The following is a 26659-nucleotide window of genomic DNA, read 5'->3' on the forward strand; positions in this document are numbered from 1 at the left end:
TCAACCACTGCGTCTTGCTCGATAATCCAAAGACAATTGAGAGGCTAGGACTTTTGTCCCACTCTCCAAATGTTATTGAAAGGAAAATAAGATGATAAAAACCTTACCTAAAGATTTTATTTTCGGTGGTGCAACAGCAGCCTATCAAGCTGAAGGAGCAACCCACACAGATGGGAAAGGACCTGTTGCCTGGGATAAGTACCTAGAGGATAACTACTGGTACACGGCAGAACCTGCCAGTGACTTTTACCACAAATACCCTGTGGATCTGAAATTGGCTGAAGAGTATGGTGTCAATGGTATTCGGATTTCCATTGCTTGGTCACGGATTTTCCCGACAGGCTATGGCGAGGTCAATCCAAAAGGTGTGGAATTTTACCATAATCTTTTCGCAGAATGTCACAAGCGGCATGTGGAACCCTTTGTGACTCTTCACCATTTTGATACGCCAGAGGCTCTTCATTCAAATGGCGATTTCCTCAATCGGGAAAATATTGAGCACTTTGTGGATTATGCAGCTTTCTGTTTTGAAGAATTTCCAGAAGTTCGCTATTGGACAACTTTCAATGAAATTGGTCCCATTGGTGATGGTCAGTACTTAGTAGGAAAATTCCCTCCAGGTATCCAGTATGACTTGGCCAAGGTTTTTCAATCCCATCACAATATGATGGTCTCACATGCCCGTGCTGTTAAGCTCTATAAGGACAAGGGTTACAAGGGTGAAATCGGTGTCGTTCATGCACTTCCGACAAAATATCCTTACGATCCAGAAAATCCAGCAGATGTCAGAGCGGCAGAGTTGGAAGATATTATTCATAATAAATTTATCCTTGACGCTACTTATCTGGGACACTATTCAGATGTAACTCTGGCAGGAGTAAACCATATCCTTAAGGTCAATGGTGGTCAGCTGGATCTACGAGATGAAGACTTTGCGGCTTTAAAAGCAGCTAAAGACCTCAATGACTTCCTTGGCATCAACTACTATATGAGTGATTGGATGCGCGACTTTGACGGTGAAACAGAAATTATCCATAACGGAAAAGGCGAAAAGGGAAGCTCTAAGTACCAGATTAAGGGTGTAGGGCGCAGAGAATCTCCGACCCATATACCGAAAACGGATTGGGATTGGATTATCTATCCGCAAGGTCTTTATGACCAAATCATGCGGATTAAGAAAGATTATCCAAACTACAAGAAGATTTATATCACAGAAAATGGTCTGGGTTATAAAGATGAATTTGTGGACAATACGGTTTACGACGATGCTAGGATTGATTACGTCAAGCAGCATCTGGAAGTTTTATCCGATGCGATTGCGGACGGGGCTAATGTCAAGGGCTACTTTATCTGGTCTCTGATGGATGTCTTTTCTTGGTCTAACGGTTATGAAAAACGCTACGGCTTATTCTACGTAGACTTCGAAACCCAGGAGCGCTATCCGAAGAAATCCGCTCACTGGTATAAGAAACTAGCTGAAACACAAATCATTGAATAAAAAATAAAGCCGTTAGAGTTGAGCTCTTTCGGTTTTTTTGGGCATGCTAATCCATAGAAGTCTGATTTGATGGTATTCAATCGCTAGACAGGATATTCTGGTCTGAGTGCTTGCGGAAAAATTTAAAATTCTCCTTTGAATTGGCTTGAGAGATAGACAGTTTGGATTTCATTTTTTATGACAGCCAATGGCTCTGTACTTGGAAATCTGCTATAATGGTTTTATGATTATTTTACAAGCAAACAAGATTGAACGCTCTTTTGCAGGGGAGCTACTTTTTGACAATATCAACCTGCAGGTAGATGAGAATGACCGGATTGCACTGGTCGGTAAAAACGGAGCTGGTAAGTCAACCCTGCTCAAGATTTTGGTGGGCGAGGAAGAGCCGACTTCTGGTCAAATCAATAAAAAACGAGACTTATCCTTGTCCTATCTGGCTCAGGACAGCCGCTTTGAGTCGGAGAATACCATCTATGACGAGATGCTGCTGGTCTTTGATAGTCTGCGTCAGCAGGAAAAACGCTTGCGGCAGATGGAGCTGCAAATGGGAGAATTGTCAGGGGAAGACCTGACTGCTCTCATGAACCAGTACGATCAGCTGTCAGAGGACTTTCGACAAAAGGGTGGTTTTACCTATGAGGCCGATATTCGAGCGATTTTAAATGGCTTCAAGTTTGACCAGTCCATGTGGCAGATGAAGATTTCTGAGCTGTCGGGCGGGCAGAATACCCGTCTAGCTCTGGCCAAGATGCTCTTGGAAAAGCCAGAGCTGCTGGTCTTGGACGAGCCAACTAACCACTTGGATATCGAGACCATTGCTTGGCTGGAAACTTACTTGATTAACTACAGCGGTGCCCTGATCATCGTCAGCCACGACCGCTATTTCCTAGACAAGGTTGCGACCATCACGCTGGACTTGACCAAGCATTCCTTGGATCGCTATGTGGGCAATTACTCCAGTTTCGTGGTCCAAAAGGAGCAGAAGCTGGCCACTGAAGCCAAGAACTACGAAAAACAGCAGAAAGAAATCGCTGCGCTGGAGGACTTTGTTAATCGCAATCTAGTCCGGGCCTCCACAACCAAACGGGCTCAGTCCCGCCGTAAGCAACTGGAAAAGATGGAGCGTTTGGACAAACCAGAAATCGGCAGCCGCTCGGCCAATATGACTTTCAGATCTGATAAGGTTTCTGGAAATGTTGTGCTGACCTTGGAAGATGCAGCTATTGGCTACGGAGAGGAAGTCCTGTCGGAGCCGATTAACCTTGACATTCGTAAGTTCAATGCGGTAGCTATTGTCGGGCCAAATGGGATTGGAAAGACGACCTTGATTAAATCACTAATCGGTCAAGTTCCTTTCATCAGAGGCAAGGAGCAGCTGGGAGCTAATGTGGAAGTAGGCTACTATGACCAGACCCAGAGCAAACTGACTGCCAGCAATACGGTACTTGACGAGTTATGGAACGACTTCAAGCTGACGCCAGAGGTCGAGATTCGCAATCGCTTAGGTGCTTTCCTCTTTTCGGGAGACGATGTCAAGAAGTCTGTCAGCATGCTATCAGGTGGAGAGCGGGCGCGGCTGCTTCTAGCCAAGCTGTCTATGGAAAACAACAACTTCCTCATCCTAGACGAGCCGACCAACCACCTGGACATTGACAGCAAGGAAGTGCTGGAAAATGCCCTGATTGACTTTGATGGCACCCTGCTCTTTGTCAGCCATGACCGTTACTTTATCAATCGCGTGGCCACCCAGATTATCGAGCTCTCTGAGAGAGGCTCTACCCTTTATCTGGGTGATTATGACTACTATCTTGAGAAAAAGGCAGAGCAGGAAGCCTTGCGTGAGGAGACGGAGCAGGTTGATTCTGACAAGCCTGTCCCTGCCAATGACTATCAGCTTCAAAAGGAAAACCAGAAAGAACAGCGCCGGCTGGCCCGCCGCCTAGAGCAATTGGAAGCGCAAATCGAGGACTTGGACAGTCAGATCAGTCAGCTTCAGGAAGCCATGCAGGCTACCAACGACGCCAGTGAACTCATGGAGAGCCAGCAGCAAATCGACCAGCTGACCGCCGCCCAAGAAGAAGCCCTACTCGAATGGGAAGAACTGGCGGAGAAGGTCTAGTATTTTTAGGGGCAGTCAGTCCGCCCGCTTTGAAAGGAGCTACTGATGACGACAGAAAACGATTGGTTTATGCGGCAGATCAAGGGAGCGGCCAATATGCTTGGTTCGGCTCTGCGCCTAACAATCCAGCATTTGGATCTGGGGCAGTTTGAAGATGAGCAAGGCCGGCAGCTTGATGGAGCTGATTATTTGCAAGAGTTGCTGGAAAGCGAGCATTTTGCAGAGGCAGCTGATTTCGTTCAGGCCCAGATGAAGCGCCTGCCTTTCCATCAATATGAGATACTGGCGGACCAGTTCTTGCTTTATCTGGCCAGTCTGGAAGCCCCAGTAAAAGACCGGAATGGCTTGGATGAAGCCTATTTACAGGATTTGGAAAAGAAACTGAAAGAATTTAAGTGGTAAACAAATGGAAAATTTAGGCAAGGTTTTTCGTGATTTTCGTTTAAATGGGCATTATTCTTTGAAGGAAGCGGCGGGTCAGGTTTGCTCGACTTCTCAGCTGTCTCGTTTTGAGCTGGGTGAGTCGGACATGACCCTCTCGAAATTTTTAGATCTCTTGGATAATATTCATGTGACCCTTGAAAATTTTATGGACAAGGCACGGAATTTCCAGCAGCATGAGCACGTGGCCATGATGGGTAAAATTATCCCTCTTTACTACTCAAATGACATCAAGGGATTTCAGGACTTGCAAGCGGAGCAGTTGGAAAAGGCCAAGGCCAGCAGTGTTCCTCTTTACTATGAGCTGAATTGGATTTTGATGCAGGGCTTGATTTGTCAGCGGGACAGTCAGTTTCGCATGAGGCAAGAGGATTTAGATAAGGTGGCTGATTATCTTTTCCAAGTGGAAGACTGGACTATGTATGAGCTGATTCTCTTTGGCAATCTCTATAGTTTTTATGATGTGGACTATGTCTACCGTCTGGGCAAGGAAGTTATGGAGCGGGAGGACTACTACAAAGAAATCGGTCGCCATAAGAAATTGGTCTTGATTTTAGCCCTCAATTGTTACCAGCATTGTTTGGAAAGTCGTTCTTTTGATAAGGCTAGTTATTTTGAGGCTTACGTAGAGAAAATCATTGGCAAAGGCATCAAACTCTATGAACGCAATGTGTTCCTCTATCTCAAGGGTTTTGCGGCCTATCAGAAGGGGGAGAATAAGCAGGGCATCAAGCAAATGCAGGAAGCCATGCACATCTTTGAAGTGCTGAATTTACCTGAGCAAGTCGCCTATTATCAAGAGCATTTCGATAAGTTTGTAAAAGCATAATTTCCCAAATATGGGAAAAATAAAGAACCTCCCTCTATTCCTGATACAATAGTTTCAGAAATGGAGGGAGGTATTTTTATGAATCGACAAGCAGTGCAGCTGATTACACGGGCTGCTATTAATAAAAGTGGAAATATGCTTTATGACTATGGGAACAGCGTTTGGCTTGCTTCTATGGGAGCTCTGGGACAGACAGTCTTGGGTATTTACCAGATATCGGAGCTAGTCACCTCCATCTTATTCAATCCTTTTGGTGGAGCCATTGCGGACCGCTTTTCCAGACGTAAGGTGCTGATGGTAACAGATTTGATTTGTGCCGGTCTTTGTTTACTGATTTCCTTTATCTCAAATGACCAGCTCATGATTGGAGCGCTGATTTTTGCTAATGTGGTTCAGGCTATAGCCTTTGCTTTTTCTCGACCAGCTAATAAGTCTTATATTACCGAAATTGTGGACAAGGAAGACATTGTAACCTACAATTCTCATCTGGAATTGGCCTTGCAGGTTATCAGTGTCTCAGCCCCAGTTTTATCTTTTATCGTGATGCAGTATGCAAATCTGCGCATGACCCTTCAGCTGGATGCCCTTAGCTTCTTTCTGGCTTTTGCCTTGGTTTACTTTCTGCCCAATCATGAGCCAAGCAAGAAGAAGTCTCCCATCAATCTTGGAAATATCCTGAGAGATATCAAGGAAGGTTTAGTCTATATACGTCAGCAAAAAGAAATCTTCTTTCTGCTCTTGGTAGCTTCTGCCGTCAACTTTTTCTTTGCGGCCTTTAATTACCTGCTGCCTTTTACCAATCAGCTCTACGGTAAGACTGGCTCTTATGCAACTGTTTTGAGTTTGGGTGCTATCGGCTCAATCATAGGAGCCATTCTAGCCAGCAAGGTTAAGGCTAGTATGGGAAATTTACTTGTAGCTCTGCTATTGACTGGTGTTGGGGTAGCAGTCATGGGTGTCTCTGCCTTGCTACCGGTTCATCCATATTTCTCCTATTCTGGTAATCTTATCTGTGAGCTTTTTATGACTGTGTTCAACATTCATTTCTTCAGCCAGGTTCAGACCAAGGTGGACAAGCAGTATCTAGGCCGCGTTTTCTCAACGATTTACACGCTGGCAATTCTTTTTATGCCTCCTGCGACTTTTCTGATGACTCTTCTGCCGAGTGTCCATACCCTTTCCTTTCTCCTGATTGGTTTCGGAGTGATGGGATTGGCTTTGATTTCCTACCTTTATCAAAAGAGAATACAAAAAGACTAGGTTGGAGTGATTTCCAACCTAGTTTAATGTTTTGTCTTGCAAATCTTCAGCTGAGAATTTTTAAATTCATTACTAGCCTAATTTGGCTTAGAACTTTATTTCCAACCTACCAGCTCAAATCGGCTGATAGATTAGGAGTGCTAGAGATTTGGATAGCTGGTAGAAAAAATTTTTCCATTGGAATGTACATATAATCATTGTTCCTTGCTAGTAAAAGTAGTATGATGGGGTATAAGCAAAATTAATGGAGTGAGGAATGAAAGATTTTCATTTTGATGCAATTTCAGCATTTGAAAACTATAAAATTGAGGAGGCCAAAGATGGCCATGTTTTAGTAACCACAGAGGTCGTCCCCTCTTCTCTAAACTATTATGGCAATGCACATGGAGGCTACTTGTTCACCTTGTGCGATCAGATAAGTGGTTTGGTTGTTATTTCACAAGGAGCTGACGCTGTGACCTTGCAATCTTCCATCAATTATCTTAAAGCGGCTAAACTAGGCGATACTCTGAGCATTGAGGGGAACTGTGTCCATACTGGCCGGACGACTAGAGTGGTGGATGTGGATATTGTCAATCAAGATGGGAAGAATGTCTGCAAGGGGACCTTTACCATGTTTGTCACTGGCGAAAGGGGCGAAAATGCACAAGTTAGAATATAAACATTATCTTTTTGACTTTTATGGAACACTAGTAGATATCCGGACTGACGAAGATGATCCGACTTTATGGTTGTATCTTTCCCACATCTATGCAGCATATGGAGCAGATTATCAGCCAGAAGACTTGAAAAAGAAATATGGACAATTGGTAGTAGAGCAGGAAAAAAAGATGGCTCAAGAGAAAGGCGTTGCCTATCCAGAGGTTGATTTGGTGGCGGTTTTCATTCAGCTTTTGCAGGAAGCTCCAACTAAGCATGAAACCCAGACTCCGCTTCTTGATTTGCAGGCTTGGGGAGAGCAGTTGGCCGTAACGTTTCGGAGTTTGTCCCGTCGTCAGCTCCATGCCTATCCCAATACCCTGAAAGTTTTAAAGGCTATTAAGGAGCAGGGAGGCGATGTTATTTTGCTCTCTAATGCTCAAAAGGCTTTTACAATGCCAGAAATTGAATTGACGGGTTGTGCCGATTATCTGGACAAAGTTTATATTTCTTCGGATTATCAGATCAAAAAACCACAAGCAGAATGGTTAGAACTCGTACTGGAGGAGAATCGGTTCAATCCAGAAGATACGGTGATGGTTGGCAATGATTTTTCTACAGATATGGCTATTGCTCAAGCTGTTGGAATTGATAGCGTTTTGCTGAACACCTTTCCATACTCAGCTGCAGAGATAAATAAGCTTAATAAAATGCAGGCCAGAGTCATTACGGATATAGAAGAACTGCTGGAAAATAGGAAGTAAAAGATGTTACAAGGTCTTTGAATGATTTATTCACAGCCAAAACTGTGGATAACTCGTAGAAACATTACGATTTGATGAAAAATTGTGGATAACCTTTATTAATTTGCTTACTTATGATATAATAGCTCATATAAATAAAAATAGAAGAGGTATGTGAAATGTCACGTAAACCATTTATCGCTGGTAACTGGAAAATGAACAAAAATCCAGAAGAAGCAAAAGCATTTGTTGAAGCAGTTGCATCAAAACTTCCTTCATCAGACCTTGTTGAAGCAGGTATCGCAGCTCCTGCAGTTGATTTGACAACTGTTCTTGCTGCTGCAAAAGGTTCAAACCTTAAAGTTGCTGCTCAAAACTGCTACTTTGAAAATGCAGGTGCTTTCACTGGTGAAACAAGCCCACAAGTTTTGAAAGAAATCGGTACTGACTACGTTGTTATCGGTCACTCAGAACGTCGTGACTACTTCCATGAAACTGACGAAGATATCAACAAAAAAGCAAAAGCAATTTTTGCAAATGGTATGCTTCCAATCATTTGTTGTGGTGAAAGCCTTGAAACTTACGAAGCTGGTAAAGCTGCTGAATTCGTAGGTGCTCAAGTATCTGCTGCATTGGCTGGATTGACAGCTGAACAAGTTGCTGCATCAGTTATCGCTTACGAGCCAATCTGGGCTATCGGTACTGGTAAATCAGCTTCACAAGACGACGCACAAAAAATGTGTAAAGTTGTTCGTGACGTTATAGCTGCTGACTTTGGTCAAGAAGTTGCTGACAAAGTTCGCGTTCAATACGGTGGTTCAGTTAAACCTGAAAACGTTGCTTCATACATGGCTTGTCCAGACGTTGACGGTGCCCTTGTTGGTGGAGCGTCACTTGAAGCTGAAAGCTTCCTAGCTCTTCTTGATTTTGTTAAATAAGAATAACAATAAATGGCTTGTTGCCCTAAAGGTGGCAAGCTTTTTAAAAGTTTGGAGAAAAAAGGTGAAATCAAAGGAACTTATCTATTTAGCCAGCACTGCCATATTGCTAGCAGCAACGGCTAACGTGGTACAGGCAGAGGAAAATACGCCGACAACCACAGACCCTGAAGTAGCTAAAGCAGAACTTCAAGTAAAAAATGATCATCAACCTCAGCAGGGAGCCTTACCAGAAGAGGTGTCTACTGACCGTCAAGTCAAACAAGAAAGCTCGGTCGCAAAAGATGAAACTAGTCCAGTATACAAGGCACCAGAAAATCTGGCACCTGCTGCTAGTCTGGTCAAGGAGAATGTACCAGAAAATAAAGCAAGTGAACAAGCAAAATCAGCTGCTTCTGAAGCGATTCAGAATCCAGTAAAGGCTGAGCAGACTTCCTCAGCGATCAGCGCCAGTCCTGCATCTAAAAAAGGAAGCACTTCTTTTTATAATGCGGCTTCTTCATCTGGACAAACAGCGCGTGGCAATTCACAAGCAGAAATCAAGGGCTCTACCTTTGTGGATGTGAGTAGTCATAACGGCCATATCAGCGTAGAAGACTATCGCCAATTAGCATCCAAAGGTGTCGGCGGTGTCGTTGTCAAACTGACAGAAGGAACCCACTATACAAATCCTTATGCTGAGTCTCAGGTTCGAAATGCGCAAGCAGCTGGTTTGCAAGTATCAACCTATGCCTTCTCGCATTATACAAGTGATGCCGAAGCGAGAGCAGAGGCTCGTTACTATGCTGCTTTTGCTAATAAACTGTCCTTGCCTAAAAATACAGTCATGGTCAATGACATGGAAGACCCTAAAATGCAATCGGGGATCAACCAGCATACTCAGGCTTGGGCAGATGAAATGCGCAAGCAGGGATATGCAAATCTTATGTATTACACGAGCGCTAGTTGGGTTGACCAGAATAACCTACGCCACAAAGGTTCAATCAATACATCTCTCTTTGGCCTTGATAATTTTTGGATTGCTCAGTATCCAGCACCTAAGCTAAGTGCAAATGATGCTAAAAATTTGAAATATAATAGCAGAGCAGGAGCTTGGCAATTTACTTCTCAAGCGCAGCTGCTTTCTGGTAAGCATGTTTTCGACCAAAGTATTGACTACTCTGGTAGATTCACAGCTAGAGCTACTTTGGTCAAACAACCGCTGACAGGTAAGATTAGCATTCAAAATAATAATCCAAAAACTGGTACGTTTGATGTCGTTGTTTCCGAAGTTTCCGCACCACATGGAGTTCAGGAAGTTAAACTTCCGACTTGGTCCAGTGAGCGTGGGCAAGATGATATTGTTTGGTATACTGCAACGAAGCAAGCCAACGGAACTTATAAGCTGACAGTTAATGCTGCCAACCATAAAGGTTCTACGGGCGAATACAATGTTCATTTATATTACGTTCAAGGTGACGGCAAGCTGGTCGGCGTCGGTGGTACAACGACTAAGGTTTCAGTTGCTAAGCCAGAAGGCAAGCTGACTATTGCCAACAACGATCCTAAGGCCGGTACATTTGATGTGATCGTGTCTGAAGTTTCTAGTCCACAAGGCGTTCGTGAAGTCTTGCTTCCAACTTGGTCAAATGATCAAGGTCAGGATGATTTGATTTGGCACAAGGCACAGAAACAGTCAGATGGTACTTATAAATTTACTGTCCGTGCCAGTGAGCATAAGAATTCTGTTGGCGACTACAGTGTCCACTTGTACTATATCCAAAACGACGGCAAGTTAGTCGGCGTCGGTGGTACAACGACTAAGGTTTCAGTTGCTAAGCCAGAAGGCAAGCTGACTATTGCTAACAACGATCCCAAGACGGGTACATTCGACGTGATCGTGTCCGAGGTTTCCAGCCCACAAGGCGTTCGTGAAGTCTTGCTTCCAACTTGGTCAAATGAGCGAGGCCAGGATGATTTGATATGGCACAAGGCGCAGAAACAGTCAGACGGTACATATAAATTCACGGTTCGTGCTAGTGAGCACAAAAATTCCGTTGGCGACTACAGTGTCCACTTGTACTATGTCCAAAACGACGGCAGGATGGTCGGCGTCGGTGGTACAACGACTAAGGTATCAGTTGCGAAACCAGAAGGCAAGCTGACTATTGCCAACAACAATCCCAAGACTGGTACATTCGACGTGATCGTGTCCGAGGTCTCCAGCCCACAAGGCGTTCGTGAAGTCTTGCTTCCAACTTGGTCAAATGATCAAGGTCAGGACGACATCATCTGGCACAAGGCGCAAAGACAGTCAGACGGTACTTATAAATTTACCGTCCGTGCTAGCGAGCACAAGAATTCTGTTGGCGACTACAGTGTCCACTTGTACTATATCCAAAACGATGGCAAGTTAGTCGGCGTCGGTGGTACAACGACTAAGGTTTCAGTTGCTAAGCCAGAAGGCAAGCTGACTATTGCCAACAATGATCCAAAGACCGGTACATTCGATGTGATCGTGTCTGAAGTTTCTAGCCCGCAAGGCGTTCGTGAAGTCTTGCTTCCGACTTGGTCAAATGATCAAGGTCAGGATGATTTGATTTGGCACAAGGCACAGAAACAGTCAGACGGTACTTATAAATTTACTGTCCGTTCTAGTGAGCACAAGAATTCTGTTGGCGACTACAGTGTCCACTTGTACTATATCCAAAACGACGGCAAGCTGGTCGGCGTCGGTGGTACAACGACTAAGGTTTCAGTTGCTAAACCAGAAGGCAAATTGACTATTGCCAACAACGATCCAAAGACCGGTACATTCGATGTGATCGTGTCTGAAGTTTCTAGCCCACAAGGCGTTCGTGAAGTCTTGCTTCCAACTTGGTCAAATGAGAACGGTCAGGATGACATCATCTGGCATAAGGCGCAGAAACAGTCAGACGGTACATATAAATTTACCGTCCGTTCTAGCGAACACAAAAACTCTGTCGGCGACTACAGTGTCCACTTGTACTATGTCCAAAACGACGGCAAGTTAGTCGGCGTTGGTGGTACGACGACTAAGGTTTCCGTTGCTAAACCAGAAGGCAAGCTGACTATTGCCAACAACGATCCTAAGACCGGCACATTTGATGTGATTGTTTCTGAGGTTTCTAGTCCGCAAGGCGTTCGTGAAGTCTTACTTCCAACTTGGTCAAATGAGAATGGTCAGGATGATATTATCTGGCACAAGGCTCAAAGACAGTCAGACGGTACATATAAATTTACCGTTAGTGCCAGTGAGCACAAAAACTCTGTCGGCGACTACAGTGTCCACTTGTACTATGTCCAAAACGATGGTAAGATGGTTGGTGTCGGTGGCACAACGACTAAGGTTTCCATTGCGACAGTGGAGAAACCACAGGGAAAAATCAGTATCCAAAATAAAAACAATGAAACTGGTGAATTTGATATCGTCGTTTCTGGTGTTGTAGCTCCAGAAGGTGTCAAAACTGTCTATTTGCCAACTTGGTCCAGTCAAAATGGACAAGATGATATTCAATGGTATACGGCGGAACGGCAAGCTGATGGTACTTATCGCAAGCATGTTTATGCAAGAGACCATAAAAATAGCCAAGGCGAGTACAATGTTCACCTATATTACTTGAACAATCGCAATCAGCTGCAAGGAGCTGGTGGAGAGAAAACTACGGTTTCTATTAAACATCCTCAATCGCCTAGCAGTCAGCGTGATCGTGTTCTTGCAGCAGCAGCAGCGATGGTTGGTGTCAAGGGAGGCAGTGCTGAGCACCACCGTCTGGTCAATGACTATAATAGCGTTAGACCTCTACCAGTCGGTTATGCTGTGAAGAATTCAGATGACTGGTGCGACATTTTCACGACAGTTATTTTCCAAAGAGAAGGCTTGAGCGATCTTATTGGTCGTGAATGCGGTGTTGAGCGCCATATTCATATCTTTAAACGTTTAGGTATTTGGAATGAAGATGGTAATTCTACACCTAAAGCGGGCGATATCATCACCTTTAACTGGGATCAAAATAGCCAGCAAAATGATGGCTGGGCTGATCATATCGGTATTGTCGAAAAAGTCGAAAATGGTATCATTCATACGATTGAAGGTAACAGTAACGACGAAGTTAAACGTAATACTTACCGTATTGGTCATGGAAATATCCGTGGTTTCGCGTCACCTCGTTATAGATAAACACAAAAAAACCAAGGGAAACCTTGGTTTTTTAACGTCTTAGAATTTTCTTTATAAGCTGAAGCAACTTAAACTTAAGAGGGTTAGGATAGTAACGGAAAGTCCCCATTTTTCGGACGATGAAGCCGTTAAAGTTCTGCTTGAAGCGCAGAACACCGTCAGAACCGTCGAAAATTCCCATAATGCCTAGGAAATTATAAAATGGAATGCCTCTCTTGATACTTTCGGTCATAACGTATTCCTGCAGCAGGGCTGGGGCGTAGAATTTGTTAAACTCAGGATAGGAGCCGCTGAAAAGATAGGTTGTTTCCTGAGGAGTGTAGATAAAGAGGCTGGCAGCCAGGACTTGGTCTTGGTCGCCATACTTGTCAATCAGCTCTTGGGCTTCTGCTTTGCGGGTTTCAAAGCTGTCAAACTGGCTGGAAAGCTCTCGCAGCTGATTTTGCTTCTTTTCAGATTGAGGATTGTTTTCCAAGTCCGCCTGCAGTTTTTGAATTTTCTGGCCCAGTTTCTCTTGGTCTTTTTGTAAGTTCTGAAGATAGTCCTTGAAGTTAAGGCTGGCTGTCATAAAGTCTGCCTGCTGTCCAAAGCTATCATAAAAATCTTGATAGTAGTCTAGTGGCTTGTCATCATATTCCCGCCGGTCAGAAGTGGCAGCTGTGATGTCTTTGAAAACGCTGAGTTGGTCGCGTTCCAGTCTTTTAAGCTTGATACCAAAGGTGTTCGCCTTTTTGACTGTCGCTTTACCGCTTTTACTGAAGGACTTGAGCAAGTCTTTCTCCGTCAGACCAGCTAAGTCTTTGACATAATGCCAATCAGGCTCCCCGCCTGGATAGCCCGTCTGTAGGCCGTCAAAGGCAAAGCCCAAATCAGTCAGTTGCTGGATAAGCTCAACTTTTTCTTCAGATGTAGGCTGGCCATTGCTGTCAAAGGTCTGATAAGTCTCATAGGGCTTGATGATGAGCTCCAGGGCGCCTTCTTTTTTAGCATAGGCTTGCAAAGCTTGATAGAAGGGAGTCAGGTATTGAGCATCGGTAGAGACAGGGCCGCAGTTGATTTCCATATGTAGGCCGCCAGTCATAGGCATGCTGTAGAGGACAGCTGACACCACTACCTGGCCCTGCGGGTCAGTGTAGCCGACATACTGGGTACTGAAGCCACGCTTGCTCAGCAGCTCTGCCATTTCCACGGTCTGCATAAAAGAGCGTTGGGAGCTAGCTGAGGTATGCTGGATGAATTCTTCTTGGCTGAGAAGTTTAAAGGTCATAGGCTTCCTTTCTTTTAATGCTTGCTGCGCAGTTTCTTTCTGAGAGTGTAGGCCAGATTGGAGAAGTGGTAAAGAGGATTAGTTGGCAGGTTAAACTCACCAGCGAATTCCTCAATGGTCGGATTGAACTTGGATTTAAAGCTGTAAAGACCGCCCTCGAGGTTGTTTTCGATTCCGCCCATATTTTGCCAATCAGCTCCGCGCTCAAAAGCATGTTTGGCCGTTTCGTACCAAGTGATGATGGCAGGCTGGTAACGACGGTACTCCTCGTCCATTCCGGCATAGATATTTTCAGAGGTCTTGCCGTATTCTAAGACCAGAGTGCCAGACAGGGGAACGACAGTAGCCCCTTGGCTTATTTTGTCCTGCAGAAAGTCAATCTCTTCTTGGAGGCGTTTCTGTTCTTGCTGGTTATTCTCAATCTTGCTAGGCTTGGTTTTCTCGGTAAATTTCTCTGCTTCTTGGAGTGTCTTGGTCAGCTGAGCCTGCAAGTCTTCCAAGCGTGCCTTTAGATCAATGCTGGACAAGGTGATGTAGGAGTGCTCAGGATAAGTATCCAAGAGTTTTTGGTAATAGTCTTTGCCACGTAGGTGGATATTTTTTCGATTTTCCGTTTTCTTCATCAGGGCTGAAAAGTCATCCAGTAATTCTGCTCCGCCAAATTGGATTTGGATGCCTTTGTTACGGGCTGTACGAATAGCCTGGCGAGTACTTTTAGAAAGTAGATCCTCGCTGAAATCTTCTTTATGGATATTGGCCTGCAAGCGAGGTTGGATGGTTTCGTCCAGAGACTCAGTCCTTCCGACCCAGATAGCTCCAGCTTGTTGAAGCTCTTGAATCAGCTCAACCGTCTCGGCTTTGTCTTGCAATTCGCCACCCATCTTGCTTTCTGCCAGAAAGAGGCTAGGGTCAAACTTTACAAAGAGCGCTTTTTTCTCCTTGGCAAATTTCTTGAGCGACGCCAAAACAAAGGTCAGCAGCTCCTTGTCACTATAGTCCATAATAGGACCGCGAGGGATATAAAGCATGGTCATCCCCAAGGGCAGTGGTTTAATCAGGACACTGGCTGCAGCAATCAAGTGGCCGTCTTTGTAGAAGCCCAAGCGTTCATTTCCCCAGTTGTCCTTGATTTGAGCCCAGGCAGAGCTCTGCAGGAGATTGGCCTGCGGATGAGCCGTGACAAAATCATCGTGTTCCTGAGCTGAAATTCCAATTTTGTAGCTAAACATTATTTTAAAACCCACTCTCTAATAGCGTGTGCTACGCCGGATTCTTCGTTCGACTTGGTGATGTATTTGGCGATTTTCTTGAGTTCTTCTCTGCCGTTTTCCATGACAACAGGAGAGCCGACTGCTTCCAGCATGGCGCGGTCGTTTTCTTCATCACCGATGGCCATGGTTTGCTCCTTGGTCAAGCCAAGTTTTTCAGCCAGATGGAGGATAGCAGCTCCTTTATTGACAGTCTTTTTGACAATTTCCAGATAGAAAGGAGCTGATTTAACCAGTGTATATTTTTCAGCTAATTCCGGTGGTAGCTTAGCAATGGCCGCATCCAAAATTTCCGGCTCATCAATATACATGCACTTGACGATTTCTTTATTGACCATTTCTTCAGGTGTACGGTAAAAGATTGGCATGCTGACCAGATTGGACTCGTAAACAGTGTACTTGCCGATGTTTCGATTGGCTGTATAAATGCCGTCCTTGGTGATGGCATGCATGTGAACGCCTAATTTTCGCCCGAGCAGTTCGATATCCAGATAATCGTCGTAAGTCAGTGTTTCTTTGATTAATTCTTGACCTGTAACAGTATCCTGCACCAGTGCGCCATTGAAGGTCACGACATAGTTGCCTGGCTGATTAAGTCCTAGCTCCTCGAGGAGTTTTTGAACACCCGCAATAGGACGGCCGGTCGCAATGACGATTTTGACGCCAGCAGCCTTGGCATCCTGAACAGCGCTAAAGACTTCAGGTGTGATTTCTTTTTGGTTATTTACAAGGGTACCGTCAATGTCAACGGCAACTAATTTGATAGACATATTATTCTCCGTAGGTAAATTGGTCGTTTTTGATATAGTGCATAAAGGTCTGATTTTTTTCGCTGAAAAGTCCTGTATCTGCCAGCATTTCCTTGGGGAAGTAGAAGCGATTGTCGCCCTGTCTGGTTCCGGCTAGCGAATGAACGATAGGAGACAGGCTGGACAGTTCTGCTAAGCTGCCATCTTTTTGCAGAATCTCAATCTGGGTCCGGGGTTTTTCAACATCAGGTCGGTAGAAATCGTAAGGTAAATCAAAATTACGATGAATAGCAGTATAGTAATCAGGGTCAAAACCAACCTGTCCAACTAGGTCTCGCATGATATCCAAATGCGCTTCGTTTTCCTGAGAGAAGACGATAGACTTAAAGACCTTGCGGTTGATAAAACGCTGAGCCAAGTCAGATAAAATCTTGTCGGGACTCGTCATCCAAACTTGGAAATAGGTATTCATAACACCATCATCCAAGGCCAGATAATCCTGCAGGGTCACTCTGTTTTCAAAGAATGGAATGAGATTGGGCGATGACAGCGCAAAATAATCCTTCTGAGCTGGATAGAGGAACTTAGCCCGCTTGAGCAGATTTTGCAGCAAAACTTCCATAGCCCTGCTGGCTGGGTGAAAATAAACCTGCATATACATTTGGTAGCGGCTGACTACATAGTCCTCCACCGCATGCATGCCATTGCGCTTGAAGGCGATGCCGTTCTCTACAGGACAAATCACTCGTAAAATTCTGGTTAAGTCAAATTGTCCATAGGAAGCGCCAGTAAAGAAGGAATCTCGTAAGAGGTAGTCCATCCGATCCACATCAATCTGGCTGGAAATCAGCTGAACCACCTGCTTATTAGGGTAAGTATGATTGATGACGCTAGCTACCTTTTCAGGAAAATCTGGCGAAACCTGCACCAAGGCCTGATGAATCTCTGTCTCAGGACTGGTAATGATTTGCCGCGTAATGTTCTCATGATCGGTATCAAAGAGGCGCTCAAAAGTATGTGAATAAGCGCCATGTCCCAAATCATGCAGGAGAGCGGCTGTCATGGTTAGCAGGCTTTCGTGACTATCCCAGACATCGCTATATTTTTCATTGAAAATCTTGGTGATGCGTCGGGCAATCTCGTAAGCTCCCAGACAATGCGAAAAACGGCTGTGCTCCCCGCCGTGGAAAGTATAGCCGGAGGTACCCAGCTGTTTGATGCGGCGCAGCCGTTGAAATTCTTTGGTATTGATTAAATCATAAATAACCTGATGGTCCACATGAACATAATTGTGAACCGGGTCCCGAAATACTTTTTCAATCATAGTCCTATTATATCATAAATGCTCAGTGGGCGAAATTCAAAGCCTGAAGTAGAAAGGAAGAATTCTCAAGAAATTTTTGATAAAATAGAAGAAAGAAACAAGGAATGTGAGAAAATCATGAAAATTAGAATGAGAAATCAAATCAAATTAGATGAGCAAATGGAGTTGATTGACCAGGTCTATGATGTAGAATGGACGCAAAAAGGGGGCTATCACTATTTGATTTATCAGAGCGAGGAGCAGGAAAAGGTTGTTCTAAAATATAATGAAGACAAGCTGACCATGACCCGCTTTTCTGAGCCTAAGACCATTCTTCATTTTATTAAGAATGCTCAGCATTTAGTTTCTATCCCGACTCCGCTGGGGGCTCAACAGTTTGTGACAGACACTCAGCACTATCACTTAGATGTAGAAAATCAGGCTTTGGAACTTCATTATGATTTGAAAAGGGCCGACGATGATCAGCTTTTTGCTTCCTATCAGATGAAAATCGAATGGACGGAAGAAAAGTTTGAAAAATAACAGCTCTGCCTTGAAAAATACAAAAATTTTGGTATAATAAATACACTCAAGGGAGTAGCTAACGGTTTTACCGTTACAAGGTCGTCAATACGAAAGAAATTTCCGGCCTTGTATGAAATAGCGAGACTTGTTAATAAACAGGTCTCTTTTTTGTTTATTTTGAAAGAGGCCCATCAAAAGGAGGAGACATTTTGTCAAAAGAACAAAAGCGCCAAGCTTTTTATACGCAAAGTCCTGAGGAAGTTTTGCAAGCAATGGAAGCTTCCGAACAAGGATTGACCAGCCAAGAAGCAACCAAGCGTTTAGCTGATTATGGCCGTAATGAATTGGAAGAAGGAGAGAAAAAGACTCTCTTGATGAAATTCATCGAGCAGTTCAAGGATTTGATGATTATCATCTTGTTGGTAGCGGCGGTCCTGTCTGTCGTGACGTCAGGTGGTGAGGATATTGCGGATGCTATCATTATCCTAGCTGTTGTCATCATTAACGCTATCTTTGGTGTCTATCAGGAAGGCAAAGCTGAAGAAGCCATTGCGGCTCTCAAATCTATGTCCAGCCCAGCTGCGCGTGTCCTGCGTGATGGCCATGTCACAGAAGTGGATTCTAAGGACTTGGTACCTGGTGATATCGTTAGACTGGAAGCTGGTGATGTTGTCCCAGCAGATATACGACTTTTGGAAGCGAATTCCCTGAAAATTGAAGAAGCCGCTCTGACGGGTGAGTCTGTGCCAGTTGAGAAAGATTTGACTGTCGACGTAGCAGCAGATGCTGGTATTGGCGACCGGGTCAATATGGCCTTCCAAAACTCCAATGTCACTTACGGTCGAGGAGTAGGGGTTGTTGTCAATACAGGGATGTACACAGAAGTCGGTCATATTGCAAGCATGTTGCAAGATGCAGATGAGACTGACACACCGCTCAAGCAAAATCTCAATAGCCTGTCTAAGGTTCTGACATATGCGATCTTAGTGATTGCTGCGGTAACTTTTGTAGTTGGTGTTTTCATTCAAGGAAAAGATCCGCTTGGTGAATTGATGACATCTGTAGCCTTGGCAGTTGCAGCTATTCCAGAAGGTCTGCCTGCTATCGTTACTATCGTCTTGGCTTTGGGAACACAGGTTCTGGCTAAGCGTAATTCGATTGTCCGTAAATTGCCAGCAGTAGAAACGCTTGGTTCAACTGAAATTATAGCTTCAGATAAGACCGGTACCCTGACCATGAATAAGATGACGGTCGAAAAAGTCTTTTACGACGGAGTCCTGAATGAAGCTGGCCAAGATATTGAACTTGGACTGGAGCTGCCGCTCTTACGTTCTGTTGTCTTAGCCAATGATACCAAGATTGACCAAGAAGGCAAGCTGATCGGTGACCCAACGGAAACAGCCTTCATCCAGTATGCTTTGGACAAGGGTTATGATGTCAAAGGATTTTTAGAGAAATATCCTCGTGTAGCTGAGCTACCATTTGACTCAGACCGTAAGCTCATGTCTACCGTTCACCCATTGCCAGACGGGAAATTCCTCGTGGCAGTCAAGGGAGCTCCTGATCAACTCTTGAAACGTTGTGTTGCGCGTGATAAGGCTGGAGATATTGCAGCGATTGATGATGCTACTTCACAGCTGATCAAGTCTAATAACTCAGAAATGGCTCACCAAGCTCTGCGCGTGCTGGCTGGTGCCTACAAGATTATTGATAGCATTCCAGAAAACCTCACTTCTGAAGAACTTGAAAACAACTTGATCTTCACTGGTTTGATCGGTATGATTGACCCTGAACGTGCCGAAGCGGCAGAAGCGGTTCGTGTTGCTAAAGAAGCGGGAATCCGTCCAATCATGATCACAGGTGACCACCAAGACACTGCAGAAGCAATTGCTAAGCGTTTGGGAATCATTGAAGCTGGAGATACGGAAGACCATGTTTTGACTGGTGCTGAACTCAATGAACTTTCAGATGCAGAATTTGAAAAAGTGGTTGGTCAATACTCTGTCTATGCGCGGGTCTCTCCTGAGCACAAGGTACGGATTGTCAAAGCTTGGCAAAACCAAGGTAAGGTCGTTGCTATGACAGGTGATGGTGTCAATGACGCCCCAGCTCTGAAGACAGCCGATATCGGTATCGGTATGGGAATCACTGGTACAGAGGTTTCTAAGGGAGCTTCTGACATGATTCTTGCAGATGATAACTTTGCGACTATTATCGTTGCAGTTGAAGAAGGACGTAAGGTCTTCTCAAATATTCAAAAGACTATCCAGTACCTGCTTTCTGCCAATACAGCTGAAGTTTTGACTATTTTCCTAGCTACTTTGTTTGGATGGGATGTTTTACAGCCAGTTCATCTGCTTTGGATCAACTTGGTAACGGATACTTTCCCAGCTATCGCCTTGGGAGTTGAACCTGCTGAGCCAGGTGTCATGACTCACAAGCCTCGTGGCCGTAAGTCTAGTTTCTTCTCTGGTGGTGTCATGAGTTCCATCATCTATCAAGGATTGTTGCAAGGTGCTCTGGTGTTGGCAGTTTATGGCTATGCTATTGCTAATCCTGTACATATTGGTGATGTAAAAGCGATCCATGCGGATGCCCTTACCATGGCTTTTGCGACCCTTGGACTTATTCAGCTCTTCCATGCTTACAATGTGAAATCTGTTTACCAATCTATCTTTACAGTTGGGCCATTCAAGTCTAAGACATTTAACTGGTCTATTCTGGTTTCTTTCATTCTATTGGTTTCAACTATTGTGATTGATCCGTTGGAAAAGATTTTCCATGTGACCAAGTTAGATGTGACTCAATGGGCTGTTGTCCTGATCGGCAGTTTCTCAATGATTATCATTGTTGAAATTGTTAAGTTTATCCAACGTAAATTGGGTATGGACAAGAATGCTATTTAACAGCAAAAAGTCATCTGCGGATGGCTTTTTTGCGTACAAGGGGTTATAATCAACTTCAAAGAGTTCAACTCGAAAGGACGGTGAAAGTATGTATCAAAACTTACGAAAGAAGTTGGAAGAAGCTTCTCCTTTATATTGTGAGGAAGAAATCTTGTGGTTACTGGATCATATTGGTCATCCAGAAGTGACAATCCGTGATGAGTTAGCCTTTTCGTCCCTGGCAAGGGGACTTCAGGATGACTTGTTTTCAGCTGAACAGTTTCGTTTCTTGGCTCAAGAAGCAGTCAAAAGACAAGGACTTTTTTACAAGAGTGACGAAAATGGTCAAGCCACCTTAACACGTTCCTTCACGGCTTTGCTTTACGCTAATCTCTTAAACTGTGATGGTAATCCAAACTCTTTGTATTATCAGGCTTTATCAGTACAAGAAAGAACCTATTTACTAGATAAGGGGCTAAGCTATTTGTCAGTAGAAAGAGACACAAGAGGTTACTCCAGGAAATACGGTTGGGTTCATGCCTTCGCTCATGGAGCAGACTTATTGACAGAAGTGGCTTGTCATCCGGACTTTCCCTCCAGTAGGATGCCAGAGGTTTTAGAGGTCATTTATCAAGTGTTTAAAAGAGTTTCGGTCCGTTTCGGAAATGATGAGGACTGGCGCTTAGCCCAGGTGCTCTATCAAGCTGTTTTAAAGGAAAAACTGTCGCAGCATGAATTCAGACTGTGGCTTCAATCACAGAATTTCCCATTGGAAAGCAAGCAAGACTTCATTGCTTTTTCCAATTTTCGCTCCTGTTTATTAGAAGTCTATGTGCAGTTGGATAGCAAAAAACAGCTCTCAGATGAGCTGAGAACTGCTATTCAACATTTCCATTACTGAACTTCAATCATCGTTAAAGCATCTCGCAGTTCGTCTGCCAGGTGTTTTTTCTTATAGTCTCGAAATTCGACTAAATCTTTAACAGCATTATAACGCTTGTGCAGGCGGTACATCTGGGGAATCTTATACTGAGGAAAGTCATTAAAAAAGTTCCGAGTCAGTTCCCATTCGCGGATGTAGCCTAGAGGACGCATATGGTAGCGGACACCTTCGATGACACGGCTTTGATGTCGGTGATGGAGATGACCAAAAACCACCTCTTTCACCTTGTATTTGACAAAGAGGCGATGAAAAGCTTGGCTTCCTAGGAAGGCGTTGAAGCGCTGGAAGTAGGGGTGGTCGTATAGAAAATCTTGATGGGGGACAAAATGCAGAGCGACAATAATGGGACCATCTAAAGTCATCAGCAGTTTTTCCAACTCTTGCAGCGTCTGAGCTGTAATGCAAGGGTCGTCGAGTTGACGCTCCAATCTGCGGTCAAACCAGAAATTGGTTTTGGTTCTCAGATGCTCTTCCTTACTTTTTTCTGGAACAAAGCTATAGTCATACCAGCCAGAAAAGCTGACGAGCTTGGTTTGTCCGAACTGCTGGACCTGAAAATCATAGTTTGAAATTTCTTGCTCAGAAAGTCCCAGCATATCGTGGTTTCCCAGATTAAAAGAAATGGGAATCTCTTGCTTCAAAGTTTCAAGAAAGGGCAGACTGATCTTGTTCAGATCGTTGGACAAATCTCCTGCAATGTGTAGGTGGTCAATTTGCACCTCTTTTAAAAGCTGGCGAAGAATTTGCTGCTCGAAATCTCCAAACTGATTGGAGTCCAGATGGAGGTCGCTCATAAATCCGATTCTTATCATGGCTTTAGTCTAGCACATTTTTCAAAACTTGGAAATATTTAAGCGTCTTATGGAGAGCCTTACCTCTATTCGAATACCTAATAGATTATTAAAACCTTGTAATCCAGAATAATTTTTCCAACCCCATGTCATTATATTACTTTTTTAACAATTCCGTAACAAGCCGCTCCCATTCTTGCCTATCCATTAAAAATTGTATAAAATGAAGGTGCTTCATTATCCGATTAGGCAAATGTCTGAAAATGTGTTATAATAAAACGATATATGAAAAGAGGTATTTATGGACATTTCAGAAATTCGTCAAAAGATTGACGCAAATCGTGAAAAATTAGCTTCTTTCAGGGGGTCTCTTTGACTTAGAAGGTCTGGAAGAAGAAATTGCCATCTTAGAAAATAAGATGACAGAACCCGACTTTTGGGATGATAATATTGCAGCCCAGAGGACATCTCAAGAGCTCAATGAACTCAAGCAAACTTATGAAAATTTTCATCAGATGACCGAGCTTTTTGATGAATCGGAAATCTTGCTTGATTTTCTGGCTGAGGACGACTCGGTTCAAGAAGAGTTGGAAGAAAAGTTAACCGAGCTTGAGAAAATGATGACCAGCTATGAGATGACTCTCTTGCTGTCAGAGCCTTATGATAATAACAACGCCATTCTTGAAATTCACCCAGGATCTGGTGGTACAGAGGCTCAGGATTGGGGCGATATGCTGTTGCGGATGTACACGCGCTTCGGCAATGCCAAGGGCTTCAAAGTAGAAGTTTTAGATTATCAAGCTGGCGATGAGGCTGGGATTAAGTCAGTAACCCTTTCATTTGAAGGGCCGCATGCTTACGGTTTACTCAAGTCAGAAATGGGCGTTCACCGCTTGGTTCGGATTTCGCCATTTGACTCGGCGAAACGTCGTCATACTTCCTTTACCTCAGTAGAGGTTATGCCAGAGTTGGACGATACTATTGAAGTAGAAGTCCGTGATGATGACATTAAGATGGATACTTTCCGTTCAGGCGGAGCCGGCGGACAGAACGTCAATAAAGTATCAACTGGTGTGCGATTGACCCATATTCCGACAGGAATTGTCGTACAGTCTACCGTTGACCGGACCCAGTATGGCAACCGTGACCGGGCTATGAAAATGTTGCAGGCTAAGCTCTATCAGTTGGAGCAAGAGAAAAAAGCAGCAGAAGTCGACTCGCTCAAGGGAGATAAAAAAGAGATTTCTTGGGGCAGTCAGATTCGTTCTTATGTCTTCACTCCTTATACCATGGTCAAAGATCATCGAACCAGCTATGAGGTAGCTCAGGTAGATAAGGTTATGGACGGAGACTTAGACGGCTTTATTGATGCCTATTTAAAATGGAGACTCAACTAAAAACAGAGTGAAATCGCTAGATAAAAACTCTGATGAAAGGAATTGTACTAATTCATGTCAATGATTGAAATGAAAGACGTTGTTAAAAAGTATGACAACGGGACAACTGCTCTACGTGGTGTATCTATACGTATCGAACCAGGTGAATTTGCCTATATTGTAGGACCATCAGGAGCAGGAAAATCAACCTTTATTAGACTCCTCTATCGTGAAATTAAAATCGATAAAGGAAGCCTTGCTGTAGCAGGGTTTAACTTGGGAAAAATCAAGAAACGGGATATTCCAATGCTACGTCGTAGAGTTGGAGTGGTTTTCCAAGACTATAAATTACTTCCTAAGAAGACCGTTTATGAGAATATTGCCTATGCTATGGAAGTTATCGGTGAGCGTCGTAGAAATATCAAGAAACGCGTCATGGAAGTTTTGGATCTGGTTGGTCTTAAGCACAAGGTTCGTTCCTTCCCGAATGAGTTATCAGGGGGAGAACAGCAGCGGATTGCGATCGCGCGTGCCATTGTTAACAATCCCCAGGTCTTGATTGCTGACGAGCCGACTGGTAACTTGGACCCAGATAATTCATGGGAAATCATGAATTTGCTGGAGCGCATTAATCTGCAAGGAACTACAGTCCTGATGGCGACTCACAATAGTCAGATTGTAAATACCCTACGTCACCGCGTCATTGCTATCGAAAATGGTCGTGTGGTGCGTGATGAGGCGGAAGGAGAATACGGATACGATGATTAGAAGGTTTTTCCGTCATTTGATTGAATCGCTTAAGAGCCTTAAGCGGAATGGTTGGATGACAGTCGCAGCTGTGAGTTCAGTTACGATTACTCTCAGTTTAGTTGCTATCTTTGCCTCTGTTATTTTAAATACCGCAAAGCTAGCGTCTGATATTTCAAACAACGTTCGTATTGTTGTCTATATGCGTAAAGACATCGCTGACAACAGCAAAACAATCGTTAAAGAAGGTCAGACCGTTAAAAATAATGATTACCATAAGATTTATGACGCCCTAACTTCGATGGATCATGTCTCAAAGGTTACTTACTCAAGTAAAGAAGAACAGTATGAAAAGCTGACAGAGACAATGGGAAGTGAATGGAAGGTCTTTGAGGGAGATTCAAACCCACTTTATGATGCTTACATTGTCGATACGACAGAGCATAAATACGTAGATTCTGTTGCGGCAGAAGCCAAGAAACTGGAAGGCGTTTCGGAAGTGCAGGATGGTGGAGCTAATACGCAAAAACTGTTTGCCTTATCTGATTTTATCCGAGTATGGGGACTGGTAGGGGCAGGCTTGCTCATCTTTATTGCAGTCTTCCTGATTTCCAATACCATTCGGATTACTATTATTTCACGGAGTCGTGAGATTCAGATTATGCGTTTAGTGGGTGCAAAAAATAGCTATATCCGCGGTCCATTCCTATTTGAGGGCGCTTGGATCGGTTTGCTAGGTTCAGTTTTACCAGTAGTCTTAGTTTATTTTGGTTATAATATGGCCTATCAAACCATGAATAAAAATCTCGTTGCGCAAAATCTTTCCATGATTGAGCCACACTTGTTTGTCCCTGCTATGATTGGGGCTGTATCAGTCTTGGGAATCTTTATCGGTTCACTTGGTTCATCCATCTCCATGAGACGCTTCTTGAAGATTTAATAAAAAAACAGCCTACAAAGGCTGTTCAGATTGAAAACAAACATCATTTGGTGTTTGTTTTTTTATTGTGTTAAAAATATAAATTATTGTTATCGCTTTGTTTTCGATAGGCCAAGGCTGATTATGATGAGGGTAAAAAAGAATGCAGACAGGAGGCCTTTTGTGGTACTGTTTAGAAAAGGCTTGTCAAAAACATAAAAATTATAAGCAGAAAAACATAATCCAAGGAGAGTTATTATAGCTGAAATAGCCAGCAGAATTAACAAAATTTTTCTTTTATCCATCATGAAGACCATCCTTTGTTTTCTATGAACCAAGTATATCATATTAAGCAAAAAGCGACATGACATGAAAGACAGGTTCTAGAGCAATTTCCTGACTTTTTCTAAAAGCTCCTCTTTTCATTCTTACATAGAAATAGTCATTTACTAGATAAAAAATGAGGCAGTCTTGATTTCTGCCTCGTTATTAGTTTATTAGAAAAATGGATTGAAATTCTTTTCGTGGCCAATCGTTGTGTCATTTCCATGGCCGGGATAGACGCGATAGTCTTTGGGCAAGACAAATAATTCTTCGCGGATGCCAGCAAGGAGCTGGTCCATATTACCAGTCGGTAGATCTGTACGGCCGATGGTTTCACGGAAGAGAGCATCACCAGTCAGGACGACCTGCTCTTTTGGGAAAATAATGGAAACTCCTCCAATAGAATGACCAGGTGTCTGAACAGCATAGAAATGAAAGTCGTCTAGTTGGTAGTCTTGGTGATAAGTGAAATAATGTTCGGCAGGTCTGAGAATGACGTCTTCCAAATCTGCATGGCGGTCAAGACCAGATAGATTATCTGTCGGAGTATAGAGCCAGCTTGCTTCGCTCTCAGCTACATAGACGGGCGGATTGGCAAAGTTATCTCGGACCTTATCCAGACTCATAATATGATCGTAATGCGTATGAGTCAGCAAAATAGCTGTGATGGGCTTTGCGATTTCTTCTAGCTTGCGTTGGATTTTTCGCCAGTCGCTGCCGGGGTCAACTACGATGACATGACGGTCATTTTCAAGGATATAAGTATTTTCAAAAGCGATGAGATTGACAATTTTGTGAACTTTCATTGGGCTTCCTCTGCGTATGTTTTCTCAATAAAGAGTGTAACAAAAAAGCAGAAATTTTGCACAAAATTAATTTTGGGGCTCAGCTTATTTTCAGATGTCTCAGGCTGGC

The 26659-nt window shown here is 43.7% G+C and carries 21 protein-coding genes; 15 read left to right on the plus strand and 6 right to left on the minus strand.

Annotated features, from left to right (window positions below; all coding sequences use genetic code 11):
* The first annotated feature begins 91 nt into the window (after nt 1-91).
* The 9 genes from lacG to A0765_RS04370 all read left to right on the plus strand — a co-directional run bounded on the left by lacG (nt 92) and on the right by A0765_RS04370 (nt 12647).
* Nucleotides 92-1498: a 6-phospho-beta-galactosidase gene (gene lacG, locus A0765_RS04330; protein WP_062004854.1), complete on the plus strand. Its 1407-nt coding sequence runs from the start codon at nt 92-94 to the stop codon at nt 1496-1498.
* A 223-nt stretch (nt 1499-1721) separates the two neighbouring features.
* On the plus strand, nt 1722-3617 hold the full coding sequence (locus A0765_RS04335) for an ABC-F family ATP-binding cassette domain-containing protein (RefSeq protein ID WP_062004919.1): 1896 nt from the start codon (nt 1722-1724) through the stop codon (nt 3615-3617).
* 45 nt (nt 3618-3662) lie between these two features.
* Nucleotides 3663-4019 (plus strand): hypothetical protein, encoded by a 357-nt coding sequence (locus A0765_RS04340; protein ID WP_045635007.1) that lies wholly within the window; start codon nt 3663-3665, stop codon nt 4017-4019.
* Between the two features lie 4 nt (nt 4020-4023).
* The gene (locus A0765_RS04345; RefSeq protein WP_045635006.1) at nt 4024-4887 is read left to right on the plus strand and encodes an Rgg family transcriptional regulator; all 864 of its coding nucleotides are present in this window, start codon (nt 4024-4026) and stop codon (nt 4885-4887) included.
* Nucleotides 4888-4965: 78 nt separating this feature from the next.
* Nucleotides 4966-6147, plus strand: a complete 1182-nt coding sequence (locus A0765_RS04350; RefSeq protein ID WP_062004856.1) for an MFS transporter — start codon at nt 4966-4968, stop codon at nt 6145-6147.
* 256 nt (nt 6148-6403) lie between these two features.
* Nucleotides 6404-6808, plus strand: a complete 405-nt coding sequence (locus tag A0765_RS04355; protein ID WP_061910014.1) for a PaaI family thioesterase — start codon at nt 6404-6406, stop codon at nt 6806-6808.
* On the plus strand, nt 6789-7550 hold the full coding sequence (locus A0765_RS04360) for an HAD family hydrolase (protein ID WP_062004858.1): 762 nt from the start codon (nt 6789-6791) through the stop codon (nt 7548-7550). Before A0765_RS04355 ends, A0765_RS04360 begins: the two co-directional genes overlap by 20 nt.
* 158 nt (nt 7551-7708) lie before the next feature.
* Nucleotides 7709-8467 (plus strand): triose-phosphate isomerase, encoded by a 759-nt coding sequence (gene tpiA / locus A0765_RS04365; RefSeq protein ID WP_062004860.1) that lies wholly within the window; start codon nt 7709-7711, stop codon nt 8465-8467.
* 64 nt (nt 8468-8531) lie between these two features.
* Nucleotides 8532-12647 carry a GBS Bsp-like repeat-containing protein gene (locus tag A0765_RS04370; protein WP_062004921.1) on the plus strand — a complete coding sequence of 1372 codons (4116 nt, stop codon included), beginning with the start codon at nt 8532-8534 and terminating at the stop codon, nt 12645-12647.
* 31 nt (nt 12648-12678) lie between these two features.
* On the opposite strand, the gene A0765_RS04375 is transcribed toward A0765_RS04370, so the two are convergent.
* From A0765_RS04375 to A0765_RS04390, 4 genes are read right to left on the minus strand one after another with little or no spacing between them, the layout of a single operon-like run.
* The gene (locus A0765_RS04375; RefSeq protein ID WP_062004862.1) at nt 12679-13914 is read right to left on the minus strand and encodes an aminoacyltransferase; all 1236 of its coding nucleotides are present in this window, start codon (nt 13912-13914) and stop codon (nt 12679-12681) included.
* A 14-nt stretch (nt 13915-13928) separates the two neighbouring features.
* Nucleotides 13929-15143 (minus strand): aminoacyltransferase, encoded by a 1215-nt coding sequence (locus tag A0765_RS04380; RefSeq protein WP_062004864.1) that lies wholly within the window; start codon nt 15141-15143, stop codon nt 13929-13931.
* On the minus strand, nt 15143-15952 hold the full coding sequence (yidA, locus tag A0765_RS04385; protein ID WP_062004874.1) for a sugar-phosphatase: 810 nt from the start codon (nt 15950-15952) through the stop codon (nt 15143-15145). Before yidA ends, A0765_RS04380 begins: the two co-directional genes overlap by 1 nt.
* Nucleotide 15953: 1 nt before the next feature.
* Nucleotides 15954-17255, minus strand: coding sequence for an HD domain-containing protein (locus tag A0765_RS04390; protein WP_062004876.1), 1302 nt, complete (start codon nt 17253-17255; stop codon nt 15954-15956).
* 117 nt (nt 17256-17372) lie between these two features.
* Between A0765_RS04390 and A0765_RS04395 the strand changes: the two genes are divergently transcribed.
* From A0765_RS04395 to A0765_RS04405, 3 genes are all read left to right on the plus strand, one after another.
* Complete coding sequence (locus tag A0765_RS04395) at nt 17373-17777, plus strand: YwiB family protein (protein WP_062004878.1); 405 nt, start codon at nt 17373-17375, stop codon at nt 17775-17777.
* Nucleotides 17778-17968: 191 nt separating this feature from the next.
* Nucleotides 17969-20665, plus strand: coding sequence for a cation-translocating P-type ATPase (locus tag A0765_RS04400; protein ID WP_062004880.1), 2697 nt, complete (start codon nt 17969-17971; stop codon nt 20663-20665).
* A gap of 88 nt (nt 20666-20753) precedes the next feature.
* Complete coding sequence (locus A0765_RS04405; RefSeq protein WP_062004882.1) at nt 20754-21545, plus strand: DUF2785 domain-containing protein; 792 nt, start codon at nt 20754-20756, stop codon at nt 21543-21545.
* Here the strand turns inward: A0765_RS04405 and A0765_RS04410 are convergent.
* On the minus strand, nt 21539-22399 hold the full coding sequence (locus tag A0765_RS04410) for a metallophosphoesterase (protein ID WP_062004883.1): 861 nt from the start codon (nt 22397-22399) through the stop codon (nt 21539-21541). The genes A0765_RS04405 and A0765_RS04410 overlap by 7 nt on opposite strands.
* Nucleotides 22400-22679: 280 nt before the next feature.
* Here A0765_RS04410 and prfB point away from each other — a divergent pair.
* The 3 genes from prfB (at nt 22680) to ftsX (ending at nt 25441) form a co-directional block, all read left to right on the plus strand.
* Nucleotides 22680-23775 (plus strand): peptide chain release factor 2 gene (prfB, locus tag A0765_RS04415; RefSeq protein ID WP_142325634.1). Its coding sequence is split into 2 segments (ribosomal slippage): nt 22680-22751 and nt 22753-23775, totalling 1095 coding nucleotides; the frame shifts between segments, so codons are not numbered across the junction.
* Nucleotides 23776-23829: 54 nt separating this feature from the next.
* Nucleotides 23830-24522 (plus strand): cell division ATP-binding protein FtsE, encoded by a 693-nt coding sequence (ftsE, locus tag A0765_RS04420; RefSeq protein WP_048763806.1) that lies wholly within the window; start codon nt 23830-23832, stop codon nt 24520-24522.
* A complete protein-coding gene (ftsX, locus tag A0765_RS04425) occupies nt 24515-25441 on the plus strand; it encodes a permease-like cell division protein FtsX (protein ID WP_005589699.1) in 927 nt (308 codons plus the stop codon). The genes ftsE and ftsX overlap by 8 nt, the downstream gene beginning before the upstream one ends.
* A gap of 476 nt (nt 25442-25917) precedes the next feature.
* Here ftsX and A0765_RS04435 read toward each other — a convergent pair whose 3' ends face one another.
* Nucleotides 25918-26550, minus strand: coding sequence for an MBL fold metallo-hydrolase (locus tag A0765_RS04435; protein WP_062004890.1), 633 nt, complete (start codon nt 26548-26550; stop codon nt 25918-25920).
* Nucleotides 26551-26659: the final 109 nt, after the last annotated feature.

This window comes from Streptococcus cristatus (genome assembly GCF_001588905.1).
Lineage (GTDB): Bacteria > Bacillota > Bacilli > Lactobacillales > Streptococcaceae > Streptococcus > Streptococcus cristatus_N.